The 26,026-nt window shown below is 65.4% G+C and carries 13 protein-coding genes; 3 read left to right on the top strand and 10 right to left on the bottom strand.

All coding sequences use genetic code 11. The annotated features are described in order from the left end of the window. Nucleotides 1–273: 273 nt before the first annotated feature. The 3 genes from RHOOR87_RS18850 to RHOOR87_RS0100370 all read left to right on the top strand — a co-directional run bounded on the left by RHOOR87_RS18850 (nucleotide 274) and on the right by RHOOR87_RS0100370 (nucleotide 5,096). Nucleotides 274–1,500: a XylR family transcriptional regulator gene (locus RHOOR87_RS18850; RefSeq protein ID WP_043795161.1), complete on the top strand. Its 1,227-nt coding sequence runs from the start codon at nucleotides 274–276 to the stop codon at nucleotides 1,498–1,500. A gap of 285 nt (nucleotides 1,501–1,785) precedes the next feature. Next, a complete protein-coding gene (locus RHOOR87_RS0100365) occupies nucleotides 1,786–3,405 on the top strand; it encodes an alpha-L-fucosidase (RefSeq protein WP_231381688.1) in 1,620 nt (539 codons plus the stop codon). A 131-nt stretch (nucleotides 3,406–3,536) separates the two neighbouring features. Continuing rightward, nucleotides 3,537–5,096, top strand: coding sequence for a family 43 glycosylhydrolase (locus RHOOR87_RS0100370; protein ID WP_231381696.1), 1,560 nt, complete (start codon nucleotides 3,537–3,539; stop codon nucleotides 5,094–5,096). A 198-nt stretch (nucleotides 5,097–5,294) separates the two neighbouring features. On the opposite strand, the gene RHOOR87_RS0100375 is transcribed toward RHOOR87_RS0100370, so the two are convergent. The 10 genes from RHOOR87_RS0100375 to RHOOR87_RS20580 form a co-directional block, all read right to left on the bottom strand. Next, a complete protein-coding gene (locus tag RHOOR87_RS0100375; protein WP_007508404.1) occupies nucleotides 5,295–6,506 on the bottom strand; it encodes an SGNH/GDSL hydrolase family protein in 1,212 nt (403 codons plus the stop codon). A 62-nt stretch (nucleotides 6,507–6,568) separates the two neighbouring features. Continuing rightward, entirely contained in the window at nucleotides 6,569–9,007 is a 2,439-nt protein-coding gene (locus RHOOR87_RS0100380) for a glycoside hydrolase family 31 protein (protein ID WP_231381689.1), read from the bottom strand. Then, nucleotides 9,004–11,529: a glycoside hydrolase family 3 C-terminal domain-containing protein gene (locus RHOOR87_RS0100385; protein WP_007508407.1), complete on the bottom strand. Its 2,526-nt coding sequence runs from the start codon at nucleotides 11,527–11,529 to the stop codon at nucleotides 9,004–9,006. The genes RHOOR87_RS0100380 and RHOOR87_RS0100385 overlap by 4 nt, the downstream gene beginning before the upstream one ends. 11 nt (nucleotides 11,530–11,540) lie before the next feature. Further along, complete coding sequence (locus RHOOR87_RS18855; protein WP_007508409.1) at nucleotides 11,541–13,145, bottom strand: DUF5597 domain-containing protein; 1,605 nt, start codon at nucleotides 13,143–13,145, stop codon at nucleotides 11,541–11,543. Further along, nucleotides 13,142–15,376, bottom strand: a complete 2,235-nt coding sequence (locus RHOOR87_RS0100395) for a sialidase family protein (RefSeq protein ID WP_007508411.1) — start codon at nucleotides 15,374–15,376, stop codon at nucleotides 13,142–13,144. The genes RHOOR87_RS18855 and RHOOR87_RS0100395 overlap by 4 nt, the downstream gene beginning before the upstream one ends. A 140-nt stretch (nucleotides 15,377–15,516) precedes the next feature. Next, nucleotides 15,517–18,456, bottom strand: a complete 2,940-nt coding sequence (locus RHOOR87_RS0100400) for a TonB-dependent receptor (protein WP_231381690.1) — start codon at nucleotides 18,454–18,456, stop codon at nucleotides 15,517–15,519. 700 nt (nucleotides 18,457–19,156) lie between these two features. Beyond that, nucleotides 19,157–20,743, bottom strand: coding sequence for a hypothetical protein (locus tag RHOOR87_RS0100405; RefSeq protein WP_027483939.1), 1,587 nt, complete (start codon nucleotides 20,741–20,743; stop codon nucleotides 19,157–19,159). Beyond that, nucleotides 20,743–21,528 (bottom strand): hypothetical protein, encoded by a 786-nt coding sequence (locus RHOOR87_RS0100410; protein ID WP_155950889.1) that lies wholly within the window; start codon nucleotides 21,526–21,528, stop codon nucleotides 20,743–20,745. The genes RHOOR87_RS0100405 and RHOOR87_RS0100410 overlap by 1 nt, the downstream gene beginning before the upstream one ends. Before the next feature lie 127 nt (nucleotides 21,529–21,655). Next, nucleotides 21,656–22,879, bottom strand: coding sequence for a hypothetical protein (locus RHOOR87_RS0100415; RefSeq protein ID WP_157781443.1), 1,224 nt, complete (start codon nucleotides 22,877–22,879; stop codon nucleotides 21,656–21,658). Nucleotides 22,880–23,087: 208 nt separating this feature from the next. Next, complete coding sequence (locus RHOOR87_RS20580; RefSeq protein ID WP_196806963.1) at nucleotides 23,088–24,551, bottom strand: tetratricopeptide repeat protein; 1,464 nt, start codon at nucleotides 24,549–24,551, stop codon at nucleotides 23,088–23,090. Between the last annotated feature and the right edge of the window lie 1,475 nt (nucleotides 24,552–26,026).

The following is a 26,026-nucleotide window of genomic DNA, read 5'->3' on the forward strand; positions in this document are numbered from 1 at the left end:
CGCGGGTGGCGCACTCATCTTCGCAACCTTCAAGACATCTCACCCTTTCATGAGTCCGGATACATGCCGGCAGGCATGCGCCGGCGCCGTCCAGGGCGGCGCGCAGGCCCGACCCCGGTTCGATGCTGCTTCCGGCACCCAAGGGCTGCAATTGCGAAATCCGTCATTGCGGCACGTCATTTTCCGTGCGGCATTGCCGCATGTGCCGCCAACCACCAACAGGTATCGTCGACGCCATCAAGTAGACGCTGTCTCGACAGATCGTGGTATCGCATGCCATCACCCCACCGCATCGCCCTGCTGTTCAATGCGAACAAGGTCTACGACCGCCACGTACTCACCGGCATCGGGCAGTACCTGACGTCCACGCGGGTCGAGTGGGACCTGTTCATGGAAGAGGATTTCCGCAGCCGAACGGTAGGCATTCACCACTGGCGCGGCGACGGCATCATTGCCGACTTCGACGACCCGGTGGTCGGCGAGACCCTCTGCGGCATGCCGCTACCGGTGGTCGCGGTCGGCGGTTCCTATGCCGATCCGGCGAACTACCCGGCCGGGATTCCCTACGTGGCCACGGACAATGCGCGCCTCGTGCGGCTCGCCTACGACCACCTCATCGACCAGGGCCTGCAGCGCTTCGCCTTCTATGGCCTGCCGCCCACGCCGGGCAACCGCTGGGCGATGGAACGCGAGCAGGCATTCCTCGACATGACCCGGGCCGATCGTCTCGAAGGCCTGGTGTTCCGCGGCTCGCCCACCAGCGCAGGCGGCTGGGGGGTCGCCCAGGAAGCGATCGCGGACTGGGTGCGGGCGCTGCCCAAGCCGATCGGCATCATCGCGGTCACCGATGCACGCGCGCGCCATCTGCTGCAGGCCTGCATCGTGGCCGACGTCCCGGTGCCAGCCGAGATCGCCGTGGTCGGCATCGACAACGACCCGATGGCGCAGCTGCTCAGCCGCATCCCGCTGACTTCGGTGATCCAGGGCGCCGAGGAAATGGGGCACACCGCCGCACGCCTGCTGCACCAGATGCTGCACGGTGGTCGCCCTGCCCAGCAGCGGATCATCGTTCCGCCCAAAGGCATCAACGTGCAGGCCAGCAGCCGGCACGTGCCGATGAACAATCCGCACGTCATGCGCGCACTGCATCACATCCGCCAGTACGCATGCCTGGGTATCAAGACCGACCAGGTCGCCGATTACGTGGGCGTGTCGCGCACCCTGCTGGAGGAGCACTTCAAGCGCGAGCTCAAGTTGACCGTCCACCAGGCGATCCTGCAGCACAAGCTGCAGACCGCGCAGCAGATGCTCGCCAATGCCGACGTGCCGCTGGCCGACGTGGCGGTGCGCAGCGGGTTCACCTCGCTGCAGTACATGTATGCGGTGTTCCGGCGCGAGCTCGGTTGCACGCCGCGCCAGTTTGCCGAGGCGGTCCAGGCCGGCGAAGACGTTCCCGGCGTCGCGGAACCGCTGACCGTGCCGAAACGCGCGTCGCTGTAGCGACACACTATCCCGGCACCGGGGACGTGGCGCATCGTTTCGCCTCGCGGTCCACGGCGGACCTTGTCCTGCTCGTTGCGACTCCCCTCACCCGCCGGATCGAGCCATGGCGTCGTCGTGGCGACGATTGCGAAATTACCCCCGGGCGCTAACGTTTCTTCGTATGCAAGCGCACAAGCCGCCATGCAGGCGTGGGCTTGCTGCTAGCGTGCACTGGCCATTTCGCCAGGAGCTCCCATGCCCTTGTTCCGGCATGCCATCTGCCCATACGAGCCTCGCGGTGCCGTGTTCACCGGATGCGCGCTGGCCGCGTACCTCCTGACCAGTCTGTCGGCGTGGGCCGCGCCGCCGCCGGGCCGTCCCGACGCCTCGACCGCCGGCGTACTCACCCCGGCGCAGATGGACCAGGCATGGCAGCGTGCCACCGCGCGCTACGCGCCTGAGCGACGTGCGCTGCTGGCCAGGGTCGCGCAAGGGGATGCGCTCGGTCCGTTCCGCCCGGACTGGATGTCGCTCGCGCACTACCGGGCGCCGGTCTGGTTCGGCGCCGCAAAGTTCGGCATCTTCATCCACTGGGGTGTGTATGCCGTGCCGGCGTACGCGAACGAGTGGTACCCGCGCAACATGTACGACGGCACGACGCGCGAACACGCCCACCAGGTGGACACCTACGGTTCGCTCGCGCAGCACGGCTACAAGGATTTCATTGCCGGGTTCCAGGCGCAGCACTGGGATCCAGCAGCCTGGGCAAAGCTGTTCAGGCAGGCCGGCGCGCGCTACGTCGTCGAGGTGGCCGAGCATTCGGACGGCTTCGCCATGTACGACTCCCGGCTGTCGCACTGGACCGCCGCGAAGATGGGACCGAAGCGCGACGTGGTGGCCGCGCTGGAGCAGGCCGTACGCGCCGAAGGCTTGCACTTCGGTCTCTCCTCGCATCGCGCCGAGCACTCCTGGTTTTTCGATCACGGTCGCGAACTCACCTCCGACGTGAACGATCCCGCATACGCCGATCTCTACGGCCCAGCGGTGCCGCATTTCATGCAGGATGGATACCAGGACCTCGGGCAGGATTGGACCCACGTTTCACCCGCCTACGTCGATGACTGGCTGGCGCGTACCACCGAACTGGAGGCGTACTACCAGCCCGACCTGATCTACCTCGACTGGTGGGTGGGCCATCCTGCGTTCCGCGACGCCCTGGCCAGGTTCGCTGCCTACTACTACAACCGCGGATCGCAGCGCGGCGGCGTGGTGCTTAACTACAAGCTGCATGCCATGCCCGCCGGCAGCGGTGTGCAGGACGTGGAGCGCGGCCAGCTCGGCGCCATCCAGCCGGTGCCCTGGCAGACCGATACCACGATCAGCAACAGCTCCTGGGGTTACGTGGAGCACGACACCTATCGCCCGGCCACGGCGATCATCCAGTTGCTGGCCCACGTGGTGAGCAAGAACGGCAACCTGCTGCTGGACATCGGCCCCAAGCCGGACGGCAGCATCGTGCCGCAGGAAAAGGCCGTGCTGCTGGACATCGGCCAGTGGCTGGCGACCAACGGCGCGGCGATCTACGGCAGCCACCCCTGGCGCGTGTTCGGCGAGGGTCCCACGGAAGCGGCCGCCGGCGCCTTCAAGGAAAAGCTGGTCACCACCTACACGGCCGCCGATTTCCGCTTCACCCGCAACGACGACACGGTGTACGCCATCGAACTGGCCTGGCCCGATGACGGCAGCGTCGTCATCCACAGCATCACGCCCGGCGACCGCGTGCAGGACGTGCGCCTGCTGGGTTCGACCGTGCCGGTGCGCTGGCAGAGCACCGCCCGGGGGCTGGTGCTCTACCCCGGCGCGCGGCCGGCCGGACCGGCCGCCTACGTCTTCGCCATCCGCACCGCCAAGGACACCCCATGAAGATGCCCACCGATCGCTTCGGCGCGACTGCCGGCGATCCAGCCACCACCCCCGTGACTGCGCCGAATCTTGCGCGGCGGAATCTGTTCAAGGCCGTGGCAGCCAGCGCGGCCGCGATCCCGCTGGCACGGATGGCCAAGGCCGGCCCTGCCCCGCAGTGTGCCGGGCGCGTGCCGCACTGGCGCCAGGGCACCGAAGGCCAGCGCATGGCAGATCTCGGCAACGGCAGCTACCTCAACCCGATCGTTGCCGGCGACCATCCCGATCCTGCCGTACTCCGGGACGGCGACGACTACTACATGACGTTCACCCCGTTCACCGCCTCGCCCGGGCTGGCGATCTGGCATTCGACTGACCTGGTCAACTGGACGCCGGTCGCCACCGCCCTGCACAAGCCGATGGGCAATATCTTCGCGGTCAACCTGTGCAAACACGGGGATCGCTACTACATCTACCTGCCGACCCAGCAAGCCGGCGGCGGCTGGTCGATCTTCGTGATCACCGCCGAGCACATCGCCGGCCCGTGGAGCGAGCCGGTCGACCTCGACATCCCCGGCTGCATCGACCCGGCGCACGTGGTCGGCGAGGATGGCAAGCGCTACCTGTTCGTCAATGGCATCCGCATGATCCGCCTGACCGATGACGGCATGGCCACCGACGGGCCACTGGTACATGCCTACACGCCCTGGCAGTACCCGCAGGACTGGGTGGTCGAGGACTTCGCGCCGGAAGGACCGAAGCTGCTGCGCCGCGACGGCTGGTTCTACCTGGTCAGCGCCGTCGGCGGCACGGCGGGTCCGCCCACCAGTCATATGGTCATCGTGGCGCGCTCGAAGTCGGTGCACGGCCCGTGGGAAAACTGCCCGCACAATCCCATCGTGCGCACGCAATCGGCGGCCGAGCCCTGGTGGTCACGCGGCCACGCGACCTTCGTCGATGGCCCGGCGGGCGACTGGTGGATGATCTATCACGGCTACGAGAACGGCTTCCGCACGCTCGGCCGCCAGACGCTGCTGGAACCGATGGCATGGACGGCAGATGGCTGGCCGGTGGCCACCGGCGGCAACCTGTCGCGGCCGCTGCGCAAGCCGGCGGGCGGGCGGGTCGGTCCATCCGGCTTCGCGCTGTCGGACGACTTCTCCACCGACCGGTTCGGCGTGCAATGGTCCTTCCACGATCCGCGCCCCACCGATATGCATCGCGTCGATCGCGACGGCCACGGCATGCTGCTAGTCGGTGCCGGCAGCTCGCCGGCTGACAGCTCCGCCATGGTCTGCAATGCAGGCGACCGCGCCTACGTGGTGGAACTCACACTGGAACCGTCCGGCGACGCGGAGGCGGGGCTGCTGCTGTTCTACAACCACAAGGCGTTCGTCGGCGTTGGCTTCACGCCGGACACGATCAAGACCTTCGAATACGCCCAGGAGCTTGCCTGGGCCCGTATCAAGCGGGAGAACCGGCGGGTGCGCGTGCGCCTGACCAACGACCACAACGTGGTGACCTTCGAGTACTCGCACGACGACGGACGCAGCTGGCAACTGCACACCCTGCGCATGGAAGTGTCGGGTATCCACCACAACGTGTTCGGCGATTTCCTGAGCCTGAAGCCGGGCATCTACGCCGCGGGCGAGGGAACGGTGCGGCTGATCGATTTCCGCTATCGCGCGATCAAGGGCAATCCGCTGGTGTGATGTCGCGGCAGCCGTGCGGGAATCACCGAAGGTGCGCGGCGTAATTCGTCGTCGCGCCAGCCGAGGATTGGCACTGGAGGTCGGTCGAGCACCGGGTCGGAACCCGAAAAAAGCGCAGGGGTAGCCCCGTTGACGGGGCTACCCCTGCGGGGCGCTCTCTCGGCAAGCGGCAAAAGCTCCCCGCCGGATGAGTCGCTCTCAGCGCTTGCCGGCGAACAGCTTCAGGTCCACCGCAGCGGCCATGACCCGATAGCCCGCGCTGCTCGGATGCAGATGGTCTCCGCTGTCGTAGGCCGGGAGCATCTTCCTGGGCGCCGCCGGGTCGCGGATCGCCTTGTCGAAATCCACCACGCCGTCGAAGGCGCCGGAATGGCGGATCCACGCGTTCACCTGCTCGCGCGTCTTTTCGCCCGCGGCGCTGTGGTACGGCCAGCCGTTCCCGCCGTATGGCGTCAGGGTGGCGCCGTAGATCTTCACGTGCCGGGCATGTGCCCGCGCGATCAGCTGCTTCATGCCATCGATCAACTGCTGCGCGTCGATCTTGTCCTTGGCGTCCCAAGCGTAGCCCGAGCCGCCAATGTCGTTGATGCCCTCGAGCAGGATCACCCAGCGCACGCCGGGCTGGTCCAGCGCATCGCGGTCGAAGCGCGCCAGTGCGCTGGGTCCGTAGCCGTCGTGCAGCACGCGGTTGCCGCCGATGCCGGCATCCGCCACGGCGATGGACGACAGCTGCGGGTCGGCCTGCAGGCGCGCGGCGAGGTAATCGGGCCAGCGCTGGTTCGCGTCCTGTTTGGAACCGACGCCGTCGGTAATGGAATCGCCGAGGGCGACGAGCGTGTGACGCGGGGCCGCGCCGGCCACCTCCACGTCGGTGAGGTAGAAGCGGCTGCCGCTGATTTCCTCGCGCGGAAAGTGCACGGCCCCGGTGGCATCGCCATGTTCGGTGATGTACGCGGTGGCCATCCCGGCGCTGTGGGCAGTGGCCGGATGGTAGTGCGTGTCGGCCGGCGCGTAGATGCTCACTGCCAGCTGCTGCAGCGGCTTCACCGTCATCTTCAGTGGATCGCTAAGCACGCTCTCGCCCTTGGCGATGGTGACGGTAGGCTTGCCGTCGAACAGCAGCACATGGTCACTGCCGGGTACCGTATCCGCCGCCCCCGCGCTCAGCGCCACGTGCACCGGGCCCAGCGTGACCGGCACGCTGCCAAGTAGATTGGAAAAGCGCACGCGCAACCCGGAACCGCCGATGCTGGTGCGCACGACCTGGCGCACCGTCTGGGCGTCCAGCACCGGGCCGACCGTGTCCGGCGGCGCCGACCACCCATCCACCCAGGCGCGTTGCGCACTGCCATCGGCCGCCATGGCACCGCTCGCCAGTGCTCCGATGGCTCCGGCGAATACCCACTTCATTGCCCGATGCTGCATCTCGTTCCTCCTGCCTTGTTCCTGCCGATTCACCGGCGTGTCGAGGGTCACTTCCCTGGGTTGCCCATCACCCGGGCCAGCCCGGCCACTTTCCGGTCGAACGCGGCATCGCCATCGGTGGCACTGAGGACGCCCGATGCATTGTTCCAATGCAGCCGGGTGGTCGTGCCCTGGCCCGCTTCGTAGCCGTACGAGGTACCGTCGTCGTTGTAGAGGGCGAAGTCGCTGTCGCTGCCCGGATAGACGCGGATCTCGGCGATGGCCTGCTTAGAAGCCGTCGACTGGATGTCCGAACCCAGCGGCACGATCGAGCCGGCACGAACGAAAACGGGGATCTGGTCGATCGGCGCCGCCACCTTGACCCAGCGCCCGCCGGCCAGCTTCTCGTTGGTCCAGAAGTTGTACCAGTCGCTGCCGGAGGGCAGATAGACGTCCTTTTCCGTCTGGCCCTGCGTGGTGACCGGCGCGACCAGGAAGGCCGGGCCGAACATGTATTGCGTGCCCAGGTCGGCGACGTTGGGGTCGTTGGGGAAATCCATCCACAGCGGCCGCATGAACGGCGCGCCGGTGTCGTAGGTGCTTTTCGCCTGGCTGTAGATGTAGGGAATCAGGCGGTAACGGAGCTTGTCGTAGCTCGCCATGATCACCTCGGCCTGATGGCCGAAGGCCCAGATTTCCGTGTGCTTGCGCATGCCATGCAGGCGCAGCGTGGGCAGGAAGGTGCCGTATTCGAACCAGCGCGTGAGCAGCTCCGGGTAATCGTTGTTCTGGCCCACCGTGTCGCGCGCATCGGAAGGGTCGAGCAGCGGTGCCCGGGTGGTGCTGGTCGTCTGTGGCAACCATTGCCAGCCGCCGATATCGTTGCCCCAGTAGGCGATACCCGAGGCGGTCATGTTGAGACCGGTGGGGATCTGGCGCTGCAGGGCTTCCCAGCTCGGGTCGATATCCGAGGACCAGAACAGCGCACCGGTCCGCTGCGACCCGAGGTAGGCCGCACGGGCGAGGATCAGCACGCGCTTGTCTGGCTTCCAGGCGCGCATGCCCTTCGCGACGCCTTCGACGTGCAGCAGCGGATATACGTTGTGGTAGTGGTAACCGGAGCCGATCGAGAAGAAGAAGCCGTCCGGCACGAGGTCCGGTTCAGTCTCGTCCAGCCACGGATAGTCGAAGCCGTGCGACAGGATGTTGTCGCGCACGTGGTCCCAGTACCACTTGCGTGCTGCCGGGTTGGTCGAATCGATCAGGGCGCCGGCGCGATCCGAACGGAATGGCAGCCCGTCGACCGTCTTGCCGTTCTTGTCCTTCAGGAAATAGCCCTTGGCGTCCAGTTCCTTGAAGTAGCGTCCGGCGCGTTCGAAGCGAGGCCAGACCGAAATGATCGACCTCATGCCCATGGCATGCAGTTGCCGGTTCATGCCGTCCGGATCGGGGAACTCCGCCGGGTTGATGTCCAGTTGGCCCATGTGGGTCCAGTAGAACCAGTCGATGACCATCACGTCGAGCGGGTAGCGCTTTTCGCGATAGGTGCGTGCCACGCGCAACACTTCGGCCTGGCTGTCGTAGCGCGCCTTGGACTGGATCAGGCCGAAGGCCGCCTTGGGTGGGATCGGTGTCTTGCCGGTCACCCGCGCATAGGCCGAATAGATCGCTTCCGGCGTGTTGCCGACGATCACGAAGAAGCTGACGCGCTCGCCGACTTTCGATTCGAAGCTGGTGTGGTTGCGGATGCCGGCGACGAAGTGCGTATCCGAGGGGTTGTCCCAGATGATGCCGTAGCCCTTCGAGGACACCATGAAGGGCACGCAGACCGTTTCGCCGCTCGGTGCGTCGTACCACTGCTTGCAGTCGATGACGCGGCCGCGCAGGTCGAGCAGGCCGAGGCTGCCCTGGTTCTGGCCCATGCCGTAATAGTGCTCGTCGGCAGGTGCCGCGAACATGGCGCCCACCTGGTAGGTGGCTTCGCCCGACACCTCGTGCGGCGACATGTTCCAGTCGGTCATGTCGACGATCGTTTCGCCCCTGGCGTTTTTCACCTGCAGGCGGATCGGCGCCAGGTCAGGCGCGAAATACCGGTCGGTGATCCCCGGCACGTGCGGCGGTGGTGGCCCGTTCACATGCAGCGTCAACGCCGGGGACGCGAAGGTGTCGCCACTCGCGTCGTGGGTCTGGTGGAACGCCGAGTTGTCGGCATGGGCGGTGATGATCCCGTAACCGGCCGGCTTCAGTACCTGGGCCTTGTCGGCGGCCATCGTGACGTGGACGACGTTCGGCGCATAGGCCTCGACGCTGACCCATGCACCCTGCCGGTCGAGCGTGGCCATCGGCGTGGCATCGGTGGCGGCAACCGCCGTGGCGCAGGATAGCAGCAGGCCCAGCCATGCGATCCGGGAAGCGCGCGCCACATCCCCCCGGCGCCGGACGAATAGCGTGGCTTCGGACGCGCCATCAGAATCCGGCGGTACCGGACGCAGTCGCATGCGGCTCATCGTGCTTTCTCCAGGGTCAGGTCGGCGGCCAGCGGCGTGTGGTTGGAAGCATCGCCGACGCGGATCACGAAGCGGCCCGGATCGACCTTCCAGTCGTTGTGGTCGGGGCTGTAGTAGGCGAACGCGCGCCGGTCAAGCGTAAGGGTGACGCGACGGCTCTGTCCCGGCGCCAGGTTTACCTTCTGGAATGCCTTGAGCTCGCGCTCCGGCCGCTCGATCGTGGCCGACGGATCGCTCACGTAGACCTGCGCCACCTCCGCGCCGGCGCGCGAACCAGTATTGTGCACCTCGAACGACACCTGCACCGTATCGCCGTCGTGGGCGCTGGCTGGCGTCACCTTGAGCCCGGAGAACGCGAAGCTCGTGTACGACAGGCCGTAGCCGAACGGGAACAGCGGTTGCGGCCTGTCGGGGTGGCTGGTGTACCAGCGGTAGCCGACGAACAGGCCTTCGCCGTAGCGCACCGTGGGATGCGTGCCCGGCAGATGCGCCGGCGCGTCGTAGTAGTCGTGGGTGGGATTGTCCTGCCAGCGGCGCTCGAAGCTGATCGGCAGCTTGCCTTCCGGCGAACGCGCGCCGAACAGCACCTCGGCCACCGCGCGGCCGCCCTGCTGCCCCGGATACCAGTTCTGCAGCAGCGCCGGCACCTGGTCCAGCCAGTGGGCCGTGGCATAGCCGCCGCCCGAGGTCACCGTCGCCACCGTCTTCGGATTTGCCTTGGCCACCGCTTCGATCAGCGCCTCCTGGCCCCAGGGCAACGCGAAGGTGCGGTCGAAGGCCTCGCTCTCCGAGGTCGGATCGAAGCCGACTGCCACCACCGCGGCATCGGCCATCGCCGCCATCTTAAGCGCCGCCGGCGAGATCAGCTCGTCGACCGGCACCACGCCCAGCCCCATCCGGCTGTAGTCCACGTCGGGCAGGTAGTCCAGCCGTACCGACACCGCCTGCCCCGCCTTGAGATCCACCGCGGCGAACAACGGCGCCTGGCCCTCGCGCTTGGGCTGTGCGATCACTGCCTTGCCGTCCACGTACAACGTATAGCTGTCGGCGCTCGCCGCCGCGGTGAGGAACAGGTAGCGCCCCGCGTGCGGCGCCACGTAGCGCCCGCTCCAGCGGATGCTGCGCCGCTGCACCGCCGGCGTGGTCCACAGCTCCGGCTTCCACTGGTCGACGCGGGCGTCCACCGCGGTCAACGCCGGCGTGCCGCGGAAGTCGGGATTGTCGAAAGTCTCGCGTTGCAGGCCGGGCTTGCCGCCAGCCGTGACAAAGCCGTCGCGCTTGAACACCGTGTCCGGCGATGGCAGGCCGCGGTCGTACAGCACGCGCACGTGCGGACCGACATGGTCGACGATGCCGGCGAGGATGCTTTCGCTGCGGAACGTGTCGATGTGTGAGCTGCCGCCGGCGGTGGCGTAGCCCGGGTAGGCATCGGGGCCGATCACTGCGATCGTCTTGATCGCGCCGGCATCGAGTGGGAGGACATGTCGATCGTTCTTGAGCAGCACCAGCGACTCGCGGGCCGAGTCCAGCGCCACTTGGTCGTTGGCGGCGCTGAACCGCGGCTGCGCCAGGTCGAGCTGGGGCCGGTCGAGGAAGCCGAAGCGCACGGCCGTGCGCAGGATGCGACGCACCTTGTCGTCGAGCTCGGCGCGGGACAGCGTGCCATCGCGAAGGCCGGCCAATACCAGCGCGGGCTGCATCTTGTCGGCGGCGGGCATCTCCAGGTCCAGGCCCGCCTTGAAGGCCTTGAGGCCGTCGTCCACCGCACCCCAGTCGGACATGAACAGGCCGTCGAAACCCCAGTCGTGCTTGAGGATGCCGCTGACCAGGCTCTTGTTCTCGGCGGTGTATTCGCCGTCGAGCTGGTTGTAGCTGCTCATCACCGCGCCGACGTGGCCCTGCTTCACCGCCATCTCGAAGGCGCGCAGGTAGATCTCGTGCAGCGGCCGTGGCGCGATGACCGAATCGATCTGGCGGCGGTCGTACTCGGAGTTGTTGGCGACGAAGTGCTTGATCGTGGCCACCACGCCCTGGCTCTGGACGCCGTCGATCAGGCCGACGGCGGTGCTGCCGGCAAGGTACGGATCCTCGCCGTAGTACTCCATGCCGCGACCGTTCATGGGCGCGCGGTAGATGTTCACACCCGGCCCGAGCAGGAAGCTGATGCCGCGGGCACGCGCATCGCGTCCCATTGCCGCACCGACGCGCTTGGCCAGCGCCGGGTCCCAGCTCGCGGCCAACGCGATGCCGCCGGCGTAGGCGTTGGAATTGCCGCCCACGCGCACGCCGTAGGGGCCGTCGGACATGCCCAGTGCCGGCAGGCCGATCGAGGGCACGGCACGAATGTCGAAGCCGTCGGAGCCGCCGATCAGCGCCACCTCCTGTTCCAGCGTGAGCTTGTGCGTCAGGCGGTCGACACGATGCTCGACCGCGGGTGAATCGGGCTGTGGCACGGCAGCCAGGGCCGGCGATGCCAGGCCGGCGAGCAGACATGCTGCGGCAAGGGGTTTCCAACGGATCATGTGGACATCCTTCAGTACGTGGCCAGCTTGACGCGCAGCCACTGCGGCGCACTGGTGAGGTTGAGACCGTAGTCGGTCTGGTCGCCGTTCCACACGCGCAGGAATTGCCATTGGCCGTCGACGTAGCGGCCCTCTTCCACGCGCTCGAACATCGCATGCCGGCCGGCGTTGCGACCCGATGGCTGGAAGCTCACCCGCGCGTGGTAACCGGCCACCAGGTAGTCGTCGCGGCCGAGCTGCACGATCAGCACGCCCCCCTGCGGGGTCGGGTTGCCCTTGGCCTCGGGCGTGCCGAACTGCGGCAGGCCATAGCCGACCTGCGCGGTCCAGTCGCCCAGGTCGATCTGCTGGGTATGCGTCTGCTCCGGCTCGGACACGCCCCATACCCTGCCCTCGGCGTTCGCCCCGGCGACTAGCGAGGCGATCGGACGAAGCAGCGCATAGTTCAGCGCGAACGGCTTCACGGTGTCCGCGTCGACCTTCTGTGCACCCAGCGGCCAATTGGAATAGCCGGTGTAATCCATACCGAACGGCGAGAAGCCGATGGCACCGTGCCCCAGTGCGGCGAACAGGTAGCGCGCATACGGCGCCGCGTTGCCCGTCTCGGCGATCAGCAGCGGGTTGTCGGCGCGGCGGTAGCGATCCAGCACGGCGGTGTACTTCGCGTACTCCGGCATGTAGATGTCCGGTGCGACCAGGTCCAGCGCCGGCGCAGCGGCACGCCAGATGGCGAGCACGTTGTCGGTGGGGCCACCGCTGGAATAGCCACCGGGCGGGCCGGGATGAAACGGGTCGCGCAGTGCGACGTTGGCGTACATCGGCAGGTCGTAGACGGCCTTGCCCGCGGCGGCCACCTGGTCGATGTAGTGGGCAATGGCCCAGGCGTAGGAGAACTCCGCCGCGTCCTTGCCGAACACCTCGGCCCAGCTGCCGGCGCGGTGACCGGTCTTCACCAATACGGACTCAGGCACCGGCGACTGCAGCAGCCGGTCGCCCGCAGATGAGTAATCGCGGTCGGTGCCGTAGGTGCCGGTTTCGTTCTCCACCTGCACCATCATCACGGTGTGCTGGTCGCCGTCGATCTGGCGCAGGTGCTTCATCAGGGCCACGAAGGCACTGCGGTCTGCGTCCAGCGTGGATTGGGCGAACGGCGACAGCGAGTTCAACGTGTCGCCGTCCTTCTTGCGCACGCGCGGGAAGCGCCGGTTGTCCAGCTTCACCCAGGCCGGTGCGTAGGCGGGGCCGTTGTTCTTCCAGGTGGCGAACCACAGCAGCACCAGCCGCAGCTTGTGCTCGCGCGCCTGCGCGACCAGGGTGTCGAGGAAGCTGAAGTCGAAATGCCCTTCGCTGGGCTCGATCTGCTCCCAGGCGATCGGCACCTGCACGGTGTTCACCTGCAGCGCGTCCATCGCCGGCCAGACCTTCGGCAGCATCGCCGGCCAGGCGCTGGAATTGTTCACCTGCGCACCCAGCATCAGGTAGGGCTGGCCGTCCACCAGCAACATGTGCCGGCCGTGCGTCGTGACCACGCGCGGCAGAGGCGTGGCAGCGGCGGGCTGCACGGCAAGGATGCCGAAAACGAGCGCGAACGCGCCGACGAAAGACCAGGGCCTCATGGTGCGGATTCCTCGGGGTCGCCAAACACGATGCCGCGCCCGCCAGTGGCCAGGTACACGCGGCCGAAGACGCGGGGATCGCCGGTGAGCACGTCGATGCGGCCGTACTGGTGGGCGTCGTCGTTGATGCGCTGCCAGTGCAGGCCGCCGTCGAGCGAGCGGAACAAGCCCTGCTGCCGGCCGTAGCGACCGGCCACGAACAGCACCGGCGAGTGCCCACCCGGCACCGCCTTGCCGAAGCCGAAGGCGTCGACACCAGTGATGCCGGGCAGCACCTGCTGCACGCGTCCCGTGTCGTCGCCGCTCATCAGCGACAGGTCGCGCGCCGCCAGGTAGAGCACGCCTGCCGCATCGGGCGCAGCCTGCAGTTGCAGGTGGTCGTGCCCTCGCGCAGCGGCGCCGAGTGCACCAGCCAGCGGCGCGAATGTCGCTCCACCGTCTCGGCTTGCGTACAGCGCACTGGTCCGCGGATCGAAGGCGTAGCAGCGGAGCGGATCGACGCGGTCACCCAGTACCCTCACATCGCCCGGCAGACCTTCCACGGCCTGCCAGTGGTGGCCGAAATCGTGGGTGAGGTAGACATGCTTCGCATGGCGCGGCGCCCACAGCACGGTCTCGCCGTCGGCCGACCACGCGATGCTGCCCGCGCCCTCACCTTCCGGCGGTTCGCTGGCGAAGGCCTGCCATTGCCGCCCACCGTCGGCCGACCAGGCCGCTCGCACCGCCGGCCCGAAAGGCTCGCGCAAATAACCGCTGCGCACGATCCGCCCGGGCCGTCGTCCCGCGTAGTCGATCGATTCGCTGTTGGCGTAGCGCGGCGGCGCCTGGAACTGCAGCGGAGCCACGGCCAGATCGTCGTGGCGATAGCCGTCCAGGTCGCCCAGCGCGCTGAGCAGGTGCGCGCCCTGCGGCGGGCTGATCAGGCCCAGCGGCACGGTTTCCTCCAGCCCGCGATCCGCGAACGTCCAATGCACCTCGCCACCCTGGTCGAGCCGCCCCATGTCGCGCGTGGACCACAGGCCGTAGCCGGTGACGAAGATCACGTGGTCGGGGTCGAAGGGATCGATCGCCACGGTGGTCATCCAGTGCGGCGCGTGCTCGACCGTCCAGGGCGCCTCGCTTCGGTCGAACACCGAATGCGCAAGCACTTGGGTCCAGTGCCCGCCGCGGTCGGTGCTGCGGAACAGCAGGTCGTGCGGGTTGTAGTGATGATGGGTGCTGGCAACCAGCACCGCCGGATCGGAAGGCGCCACCGCGACATCGCCCCAGCCGAAGCCCGCGGGCTCGCCGTGGCTGGGGATGGGCGTGATGTCGGTCCAGTGATCCGTGGCCGGCCGCCAGCGCCAGATGGCGCCGTCGTTCATGGTGTCCGGACCGGGCTCGTCACCGTAGCTCAGGTAATAGTTGCCGTCGCTGGCACGATGCATGTGACTGGGCCGCAGCCCCACCGGCTCACCCGGTACTGCACTCCAACTGCGGCCGCCGTCGGTGGAACGGAACAGGCTGGTCCGCCGGGTGGACACGCCGGCATAGATCACCGGCGTCGGCTGCCCGTGCCTGCCACTGGCCGGGTCGAACACCACGAACACGATGCCGATGGGCTGGGTGCGCCAGGCATTGCTCGCGCTGGCCGACGGGGAGGTGGCTACGGCGGGGAAGCCGGTCACCCGCGTCCAGTGCGCGCCATGGTCCGCGCTGCGCCAGAGCCCGGCATCTCGCGAACCGAGGAACAGCACGCGGCCGTCGTTGGGATCCACCGCCAGTCGCTCGCCATTGCCGCGCCCCAGCTCGTTGCCGCCGAGCTTGAACGGCAGGTCGACACGCTGGAAGCTGCGCCCCTGGTCGTGCGAGCGCAGGATCGCGGCGTCGCCGGATTGGGGGGTGGTGTACGTGCCCGCGGCAAGGTACAGCCACTGCGGGTCGGAGGGATCGACCGCGAGGCTGTCGATGCCGAACAGGTTCTGGTCCCTCGCCGGAATCCAGTCGGTCAGGGGCTGCCAGCGTCCGTGCTCCTGGTCCCAGCGATAGGCGCCACCGATATCGGTGCGCGCGTAATACACGCCGCGCACCGACGGGTGAAAGAGCAAGCCGGAGACATAGCCACCGCCACCGATGCGCACGTTGGTAAAGCGGTAGGGAATCGCGGTGGGCTGGCTGGCGTGGACACCCAACGAGAGGAAAAAGGCGCAGGCAATGACGCCGACCTTGTTGAACATGTCGAAGAAACCCATTCTCGGCCTAGCCACCATTTCCGGCCTGCGCACGGAACATGCCGGAGCATGGTGAGGTTTTCCGGCGCCCGGCGAAGCATCCGACGCTGGATGCCGGGTCCCATGCCCGAGCCCCCGTCGATGGCTCGGGCACTGCACGATCAGAACGACGCGCGCAGGGTCAACGCATAACGGGTGTCGTTCACGTACCACGACGTGGTGTGCTTGCCGGATGCGTTCTGATACATGACCGTGCGCTGCTCGGCGTTGTTGAGGTTGTTCATCTCCAGGCCGAGCTTCAGGTGATCGTTGAACGAGTAGAAGATCGAGCCGTCGAGCTGTCCGTAGGCATCGGCGAATACCGGCAGCTTCCACGGTATGTTGTTGTCGGTGCCGTTGTAGCCATTCGGGCCGATCGACAGCAGATACCGGCTGCGCCAGTTGTAGGCCAGCCGAACCTGCCATGGCCCGTGTTCGTAGAAGCCGGCGACGTTGAGCGAATCCCTCGACAGGCCGTCCGCTGGCAGGTTGCCGTATCCGGAGCCATCGGTATCCACCGGCACGGCAGTGGTGTCGTTCGGCACGTGGGTCCGGCTGCGGATGTAGGTGTAGTTCACCGACATGCCGAAGCCCTTGACCGGCAGAAAGTCGAAGAACTGGTTCCAGCCGATTTCCGCGCCGTCGATCGTCGCCTTGCCAATGTTCACCGGACGGGTGATCAGGTACTGGTAGTTGTTGCCGTCGACGCCCGGATAGGTGACGAAGCGCGACTCGTTGCGGAAATAGTCCCTGATGCCCTTGTGGAACAGGTTGATCCAGGCCATGCCGCCGCGGTCCTGGTCGAAGTACCACTCCAGTGACAGGTCGAACTGATCGGCCTTCATCGGCGTCAGGTATGGATTGCTGTTGGAACTGCCGGTCAGGGTCAGCTTGTCGATCGGCAAGGCCGTAGTGCCCGGTGGCGGCGTATAGCCCGATACCACCGCGGCATTGAGGATCTGGTAGGCCTGCATCTGGCTGAAGTCCGGCCGCGCGATCGCCTTGGAGAAGGCAAAGCGCGTGATCCAGTCCTGAGCGAACTCCCACTTCACGTTCAGGCTGGGCAGGACGTCGGTGTACTGGTTGCGGGCGTTGATGGGAACGGACTGGCCGGTGCCCAGATAGGGTGCCAGCGCCTGATTGGGGTACACCAGAAAGCCCTGGGCGGAGTTGCGGGTCTTCACCGCGCGCACGCCGACGTTGCCGGTCAGATTGGCCTCGTCGATTCCGAAGTCGAGCATGGCGTACGCCGCATAGGTCTTCTCATGCTGGAGGTTGGTGTGCGCGGCGTCGAGCAGCGTGGGCTGGTACGGATTGGCGTAGCAGCAGGAATAGAACGGAATGGCGGCGTTGTGGATGGCGGCGTAGGTGCCCGGGTAGCCCAGCGCGGTCGACAGCACCGGCGCATAGAACGCGCCCGGTGTGCCGGCGGAGCCCTTGTAGAAGTTCTTGAACGTGTCCAGGTGCACCAGGCTGCTGTTGACCGTGCCGTTGAGGTCCAGACCGGGCAATGCGCCGCCGGGCAGCGCCCAGCCCTGCATCCAAGTCTGGAACACGGGCATCCAGTTGTAGCCGGTGTCGATGTTGTCGGCGTAGCGGTTGGTCAGGCGCACGCCCGCCTTCACGCCCTGCACGAAGCCGCTGCTGAAGCGGTGGTCGATATCCGCGCGCCAGGCCAGCTCTTTCGCGTAGTTCTGGTTCTGGTGGTCCATTGTGAACCCCCAGTAGTAATTGGCGGGGCCCCTGGTAAAGCTGGTGTCCACGCCGATCCGCGGCGGGCTGCTGCCGTTCAGGGCCACGTCGATGTAGGGCACGTTGGTGCCCAGTGCCACGGTGGAATCCAGGCTTCTTGTGGTGGCCTTGACGAACTGCACCGAGCTCGAAAGATCGGTCTGGTCACCCAGCCGCCACTTCATGCCGGTGGAGAAGTCGGTGGTCTTGGAGTGGCTGTCCGAAGCACGGATGTCGGTGCCCATCGGCACGCCGCCAGGCTGGGTGAGACGACCGGACTGGAACACGCCGCCGTTGATCTGGCTCGGCTGGCTGGCGTCCACCACCACCTGAGTCGGGTCGTTACTGACGAAGATCGCGTCCTCGTCCCAGACCTCGTGGTACTTGCTCTGGAACGCGGTGGCGTAAAGGTCGAGGTCGTCGTTCGGACGCCACTGGAAGGCCAGGTAGTAGCCGTCACGCTTGCGGTTGTACTGCAGGGTGCGCCAGTCGGCACCGCGCGGCACCCAGATACCGGCGGCGTTCTTGAAGAACGGACGCACGAACAGACCGTCGGTGCGCGTCGTCAGGCGCGAATCGGCGACGTCGACGAGGAAGCCCATCTCGCCGAGGCTGGTGTTCCAGCGATTGCTGTAGAGCACCGAAGCGGACGGCTTGTACTTCTTGCTGAAGTCGCCGTAGTTCTCGCTGGCCGACGCGGCGATCTTCTGGCCCTGGAAGTCGAAGGGCATGAAGGTACGCAGGTTCACCGTGCCGCCCAGGCCGCCCTCGATCATCTCGGCCGTCTGGTTCTTGTAGACGTCGACGCCGGACATCAATTCCGACGGCACGTCCTGGAAGCTGAGCGCATGCCCGCCGTTGGCGGAGAAGATGTCGCGACCATTCAATTCGGAACGCACCTGGGTCAGGCCGCGCACCTGTACGCCATTGCCTTCGGCCGAGAAGTGCTCCGGATCGCCCTGCGAGAGGAAGTGGTCGATGGTGACGCCGGGAATGCGCGACAGGGTTTCCGTGACGCTGCGGTCCGGCAAGGCGCCGATGTCGGTGGCGGACAGCGAATCGACGAAGGTGTCGGCGTCGTATTTGATGTCCTGTGCCTTCTCGACCGAGGCCCGGATACCGGTCACCACGACGGCGGAAAGGTCTTTGGCCTGCTTGTCGTCGGCCTTCGCAGCCTTCTTCTTCGGCGACTTAGCATCGGTGGCGGACGCCGCGGATGTGGCCTGATCTTGCGCCTGTGCGGAGGCCGTCACGACAGCAGGCTGCGCGTGCAGCTCCAGCGATCCGCTGCACAGCAGCGCGAAGGCGATCGCCACCGACAACCGTGCCATCGGCATTCCGTTCGTCGAACGGCGACGCCCTGCATCAAACGTGAACTTGACCGGCATGATGAACCCTCCCCCCAAAGATATGATGTGGCCGACCTGTTCGAACGTCCGTCGGCTCTCCCGCAACTTGCGAGGCGTTCCCGGACCCTCCTCGTCCTGGGTGATGCCAGCGGGTAGTGATGCTGTCGCGACGTGCTTAATGCGTACAATTGCGAAATCAAAAGCCGCGGTTAACGTTTCTCCGTGTGCGCCTGCAGCAAGCTGCGTTGCCGGAACGGCTCCGCCAACGGAAATACGCGGAGACCGATGTTGCTGCTGCGCAAATCGTACGCATGCTTGGCCGATACGCATATTCGCCGAGGGCCCCGCTCTGAAGCGCTCCGCGGCAAATGCCACTGGATCACGCCGCCGTGATCAATCGAGAATCTGGCGCCCCGGCAGAAGCCATGCTATCGCGCACCGGTGGCGCACATTGCACCTGGTGCCAATCGCTCATCCGGACACATGGCATGGGTCAGACTCAAACGCCCCTCGGGCAACAGCATGCCTCGGGTTCTACCTTGTTCCACGAATGACTTGGCTATCCGTATCCCCGATAACCTTCTCTAATCGCCAGTCGAATGCGCCGGCAGCGACCTACTGTCTGAGAACAACGAACTGCCACCGCTGGACCGAATAAACTGCCTCTTGGCCGCCAAGGTAATCACTCCACGCCGAAGTTGAAGCCCTGAAGCACGTTTACGCGAACGTTCTCGAACACGGGCCAGGCGATGGGCTGCAAATGGATAGTTGACCGAACGGCCCACGCCACTAAGGGCCCGGCCCTCCCATCCGCTTGCGCGGCGGGATAAATCACCTTGGCGAACAGAGGTTCGGCAGTGATGCTGGTCGTAGGTAGAACACCAACCATGCCAAGCACACCACCGCAGAAGCTGACCAAGGCCCCCATCAGCACCCATGCGTTGCGGTATACCCATCCCGTGAGCATCATGCCAATCCACACAGCCAGCTTGAGGATGTGAACCAGCGCACCGGCCAAGGATAACGCCAGCGAAATCGGCGGCACGACGACGGCGCGATAGGCGGCCCGGCCTTCCCTCTCGTAAATTCCATGGTCGGCGAAGTCTTCCGCCGGCGCATTCAGGCGCTTCACGGTGTCGCTCACGCGGGTTTCGAGCATCGGCCCATAGATCTCGGCGTCGAAGTCGTCGCGCGAGTCCAGCAGACGCACGGTCATGTTGGCAGGCGTGCCCAGTGCCTGCTTCCAGGCCTTCTGGGTTTCGGGCCGAGCGACAAACTGCGCGAACGTCAAGTTGCGCGGCAGACGTATACCGTTGCCGATGTTGAGATTGGCACCCACACTGCTCTCCACCTTCTGCCGATACGCCTCATAGAATCCCTCCCTGTCCGATGGAACCCAGTCGTCGGCGACGTGCAGGCCCTGCTTTCGGACGAACTTTCGCACGTCACCCCAGCGGCGATTCGGGACAGTATCGGGCGTCCAGCTGTACCGGGCGAGCTTGGACACGTACCTGGCCCATTGCGCATCCACATTGCGGTCGATGTTGTTGAGTGCCAGGGTTCCTCTGTTCACTGCACTGACGTAGGCGTTGTAACGCCTTTCGATATCATGGCGACTCTGCACGTAGCCGCGCCAGGCCTTGTCGAACATACCTGTGTTGTCCCTCAGCTCCCGGCGGACAATGTCGGCCTTCTGATCCTTGATCCGCGCCTCAATATTCCTGATCGACGAAACGAGGAAGGGAAAGGTGGCCATGAAGGTCTTGACGTCCGGCTTCACCGGTTGAGAGACGTCGAGTTTCAGGCCATCCAGCTTGATTTCGCCGCTGATGAAGGCCTGCTGCAGGAGTTGCAGATTGACCGCTTCCGACCGCGCCTCCAGAGTGGAATGGTCGACCAGCTGATCCACGATGGCGACCTTCTCGAGGACGAACACGGCGGTCATCGTGACGGCAGTGAGGATTGCTATCGACATGACCAGTCGACGGATACCCCAGCTGTGCTTTTCGGCCTTGTGAAACCGCGACGGCCACAAGGCCAAGGCCAACGCGAAGCCCGAGAGGCAGCGTCCCCAACGCTCGATCGATTCGACGGCGGCAGGCGACACATTGCCGCCAACCACATCCAGCAGCCGAGCGTTGAAACCGAACTCGACCGCCAGATAGGTCAATGTCACGCAGAGCATGACGCCACCCCAAAGCTTGCGGCCTTCGCGGCGAACGAGATATCGGGTCAGAAAATTGCCGTCAACAGACGACGTGGCATCCATCACTCGTAGTCGCCCAGATTCACCGTGATCGGTTTCGCCGGCGTGCTCGCCCCGATGCCAGCTGCAGGCGTCCGACTTGTGGCGGATGGATCAGTGACCGGGATCGTCTTCAACAACCTGAGGGTGGGCGCTGGTGAGGCGATGTAGGCAGGCCTTGCCTTGCGGATTCCGGGTGCTTTGGCCTTGGCGGTGTTGTTCGCGGACCGGCCGTAGGATGACGGCAAGGTATCGACGAGCTTCGGCGGCGGCATCATGCCCGGCGGAATTGGCGCACCCGGGACCGAGCTCAGGAAGGCGTAATCGGGCGTGCCCTCCCAGATCGAGGGATTTATGTCGACGTTGTCGGCCTTTATGTACCAGTGGTGCAGACGCGGCCCGTACTGGATGGCAACGAAGTCGTTGCCACGCTGGAAGAACTTCAGGTCGCTGTGGCAGTCCGTGCGGGGCTTGAACGGGAGCACGCTGCGCGGTGTGACGATGAGCACCGTGTAGTCATGTGCGCACGAGGCTGAGGTCTTCTCGAAAATGGCAAAGCTCGCGCCTACGATCGACTTCACCTCATCGAACTGGACCAGACGGGTACCGGACGGGAAATTGAGTAGCTGGTAGGTGTCGAGGAATTTCAGCTGGAACAGCTGGCGCCCCTGCTGATCGCGCGTTTCGCGCAGCACCATCGGCCCCTTCGGCGTGTTGACGGTGGCCAACGTCCTGGCTCCGATGGCCTGCACATCCAGTGTCGGGTTGCCTGTCGGGTCGAGGGCGCAACCGGCAAGCAGGCCGAACATTCCGCCAGCCAGCACCCAGCGAGCGCGCCTCTTCACTTGCATCCACATAATCCGTATTCCCTGTTTAGGTTGATCGATTTACAACTTGCTGATGGTGCGGATCCAGTCACACAGGGTCCCACCGCCGTCACGACTGGCAAGCCGGCTGCCCGCCTGCCCGTAGCGAATCAGCCAGCTCTCGAATTCGGTGAGCCGATAGAAGGCTCCACGCATATCGGCTGACCGCTTCGAACTGGGCGTGCTTTGTGTTCTGTGCCGCGGCCTTGACGCCGCACAGGATCGGATGCGCTCTGCAATCCATGGATTGCTGCGGGGCACCTTGTGACACCGAGGCAACCAGCCGGTTGAGGCCGGCTTGCAAATTGGCGTCGAACGCCCGGTACGCAGCCGTGGCAAAGCTGACGCACACGGGCGAGACATACTGGCGCCCCATGACCTTCATCGATGTCAGGCCATCGTCGCCGCCGAGCGCGTGGGAGATGTGCGATACCGGATCAAGAACGGCCGGCCGCCCTCCCGTAGACGGGATGTAGGACGAGTAATAGCGAACATTGGCCACGGCACTGGCTTGATCGGCTCCGATATCTGCCAACTGGCGTGAATTGAGTGGCGCTGGATTGAAGCCCACGACCTGGCCTGCGCGCTGGTGAACGCCGGCATAAGTCGCGTACCCGCCGCCGAGGGAGTGCCCCGCAACCACCAGGCGCTCCGGCGCAGTTCCGGCTCGAGTGATGGCGGCCACAACTTGATCGGCGACCTCGAAATTCGCCGGGCGGCCCGTCTGCGCCTCGTCGCCGTGCTGCTCGGTCAACACGGCCAGCTTCCCCGACAGGAACGGAAAACTCGCCTGAAGATCTGCCAGCATGTCGGGGGACAGGCCAATGCTGAGATCCGTCGCTACGTCACTCGTGTTGTCTGTGCCGCGGAAGACGACGGCCCTCAAGCCCTGTGGCAGGTCATAGGTCTCGAAATAGACCCCATGCGCTTGCGCCATTGCTTCGAGCTCCGGCAATGGGACGCGCCGGATACCCTGCGTCGATAACCGCGCCTTGGTCGCCATCTGGTCTCTCAATTGGTCCAGACGTCGCTGCTGCGCCTCAAGTGCTCCCCGGACGGCACCCGGCCCGCCAGGCGGCACCAGAGATCCCGCCTTAAGCCGGTCCATGGTCTGTTTGACCAACCGGACGTGGGCATCATCCGCGTAGACCGCATATGAAAGGAGCGCCAGCACTGCATCGCGCTGCCGTACGGAGGCACTGTCCGGCAGTCGGGGCACAGCCGTCTCAAGAAGTACTACACCATCCTGACCGTTGGGTGCAGCCATCACCGGCATCACCAAGATGGCCAGCATCAGGGCGCAAGCGAGTGTGGCCTGACCGAGTCGGCGCAGGACGGAGTTATGCGTGGAGTCACTCCGGAGAGAACGGGGCTCCACGAGGTTCATAAGGCATGAACAGGCTGCATCACAACGGCTCGCCAAGACGGTTTCACCGCGTCGCGGGGCAGCAGCAGAGCGCGGCCCGCACCGAAGGAGCCGGGGCCTGCGGATCCACCGCCGATCAATGGCCACCCGGCCCTCCTTGCGCCAAGGCCTGTTTAGCGCGCGAGTCGCCGCGGGCTGCCGCCTTATTCCACCACTGCCTTGCGCGGTCCTTGTCCGTCGCAGACATGCCCTCGCCGCGCCAGTCCATCAACCCGAGGTTGTACATGTCGCTGGCGCGCCCCGTGTTGGCAGCCTCCGTAAACCAGTGGCGCGCCTGCCCGGCATCCTTGGGAATCTGCGAGCCCATGATGTACATGAGCCCTAGGATGTGCATGGCCTCGCCGCTGCCTTTCGAAGCAGCCTTCTTCAGCATCGTGACGCCTTTGGTCACGGCGACCGGCGACTGTCCCTCCATTGTCGTCAGTTGCCCGGCGAGCAGCAGGGCGTCGTTGTCTTCAGGCGATGCGTTGACCGCCTTCAGTGCCCAGTCAGTCGCGGCCAAGCGATCGTTCTCCGAAGCGGGTGCGGGTTCCCTCGTGGATTTCTCCCAGAGGGACCGGGCACGCGACAGGTAGTCCTGCGCGTTGCCTGGGCTCGCGGCTTCCCGCGACGGGGCGTCGCCAGCCAGCGGAATTGCAAAGATTGGGGCGGTGGGCGCGTTCCTATCGAGGGTGTACTGATGGGCGGCACCGGTGGCCGCCAGCGCCAGTACCGCCAGTGAAGGCAATAGGTGCAGCCAAAGCCCTTTGCGGTGGTGCTTTGCCTTGCGAACGTGCTCCACGGCCTTCTTCGCCTTCGGCCGGTCACCAAGGGCGCTTGTGAAAACACGTACTGACTGGAAGCGCAGAATGCCCAGGGACATCGGCAAGGTGCAGATGCCCGGAAGCACGGCCCAGTATGGATGCTTCAATCCCCAAGCTGCCAAGCCCAGCAGGCCGCAAGTCAACGGCGCCTGCCACCAGGTGCGCATAGCGACGCCGTCGTAGATCCGCTTCAACGCCGACAGCAATGCATTCTTCAGCTTTTCCGCGTAGTCCGCTGAAACAAGCGTATGCAATTCATCGAGCGGCTGACTGTCGAGAACCGCATCGACCAGTGCGGTGTTGATCTCGGAATTCACCACATCGCGCAAGGGTGTGGTGAGGTTTTCCTTGCACTGCTTGGAGTGCCCGCTGGTATCGGCTAACACCAGAGCCGACCTCAGCGCCTCCAGATCCCCATTCAGGAGATCACGGAGGATGTGGTTCAGATCCAGCCACTGGCGATTCACGCCATAGGTGACCACGTGGTACGTCTTCTCTCTGCAGGCTGCGTCGAGATGGCGAATATCCAATTCGCCGCGATAGCCCGCGACCACCAAGCCGGACATTCCATCTTCCTTGCGATGGAGTTTGTTGAGGGTGAGCCCCCTCGACTCGCGGACGATGTCGTGGAGCTTCTCTTCCTTCCGGATATCGTCTGCCCGAGGGTCGACCGGGGAGAACCACCCCTGGCCATATTCCACGGTGTGGTAGACCTCCACCCAGGCGGCCGTACCCACCTGCCCCGACCCCTCACAGGGATTGCAGGTGAGGTCTCCTGCGCCCGCACAGGTTCGGCAAGTGATGGTGCCAGTCGCATGACAAGTGGCGCAGCGAATCTTGCCTTGGCCGGCACAGTGGCTGCAGTCGACTCGGCCACAGGTGCAGCTGCAACTCACTCGCTCTTCCACCCAGCGGGACTTGCTTTGGTACTCATAGCGGTCGACTACCCACACCTGCTCGGTGTAGTACTCCGTTCTTCCACGAATGACGTAGGACGTCCCGTAGCACTGCGGACACGTGACCTTTCCGGTGCAGGAGCACCAGTGGCAATTCGTCTGACCGCCTCCCCCGCAGCTGTAACACCTCTCCGTGCAGTTCCCCGAGCACGTGTGGCAGGTGACGCACCCCCGGCCATGGCAGGGAATGCACCGATGCAATTCAACGTGGATTGCTTCAGCAGGCAGCCAAATGCCTTCATGCAACTCGTCGTAGGCGGTCGATGCGTCCTGGAGCTTCTTGTAGAGCAAGTCCAGGCCAAGTGTCAGTCGAGCGCCACTGTCGGATTCCGCGTCGGTCATCACGCGCGTGGAAGACCGGGTCTCGTAGGCAGTCGGTTGGCTGCGACCCGTGACCTCCACGCACCGAACCAGCGCCTCGAGCCTGTGCATGGCATCTACGCACATACCCTGGGGCACGCAGGATTCAGCGACGCCTTGGACATCCGACGCGTCAAAGCGCGTGCGGTCACGCACCAGGCGCTGGAGTTTGGCGAGTGCCGACCCATCATCGTCAACCATTGGCTCGGCTGAAGCGTCGATATCGATATCCGGCGACTTGTGTGACGCACCTTGCGGGGCATCCAGGCAGGCGTCACGATTGCCATCCGCGGCAAGGGGCTCGTCTGTCGTTGCTTCAGCCTCTGAAACAGGCTCGACAGGAACATTCACGGGATCGGCTTCCTTGGTATCAATGTCAGTGGTGAACCGAACTTGCGGATCGCCTGGCACGACTCATGGGAACATGCGGGCCATTGTCGGCATCCATTCGCCACCGACAAGAACGCGCAGCTGTTTAGGCCGCTATCGGCACAGCGCATACAAACTTGAATTTCAGGGGACTTGGTTGCCTGACGCCACGACAGGGGGCCCGCCTCGCCGTGACGAACGGATGGACCACAACGGGACCCAGTGGTCGCCTCGTTGGATTCCAGTTTTTTCCGGCGCTATTCAGCTGAGCCTTACTCCAGCTCGACACCACGAACATTCATCCTCCTAGCCCCAGGCCGTTCCCTTGCCAACGATGCACGCATCGCGTCATTCCCTCGAACCCGCGCGTTGCACGCAGGTGTTTGTAGAAGTAACGCAGGACCGGACTTTACGTCAACAGGCAAGTTTTCGCGACCGTAACTCGCTTCCTCTACTGCCCGTACACTTGCTGCAGGCAGTTTCATTGGCCAAGCCTAGTTGCCCGGTTCACTACCAAGGTGAGCAGC

The organism is Rhodanobacter sp. OR87, from assembly GCF_000473345.1.
GTDB lineage: Bacteria > Pseudomonadota > Gammaproteobacteria > Xanthomonadales > Rhodanobacteraceae > Rhodanobacter > Rhodanobacter denitrificans.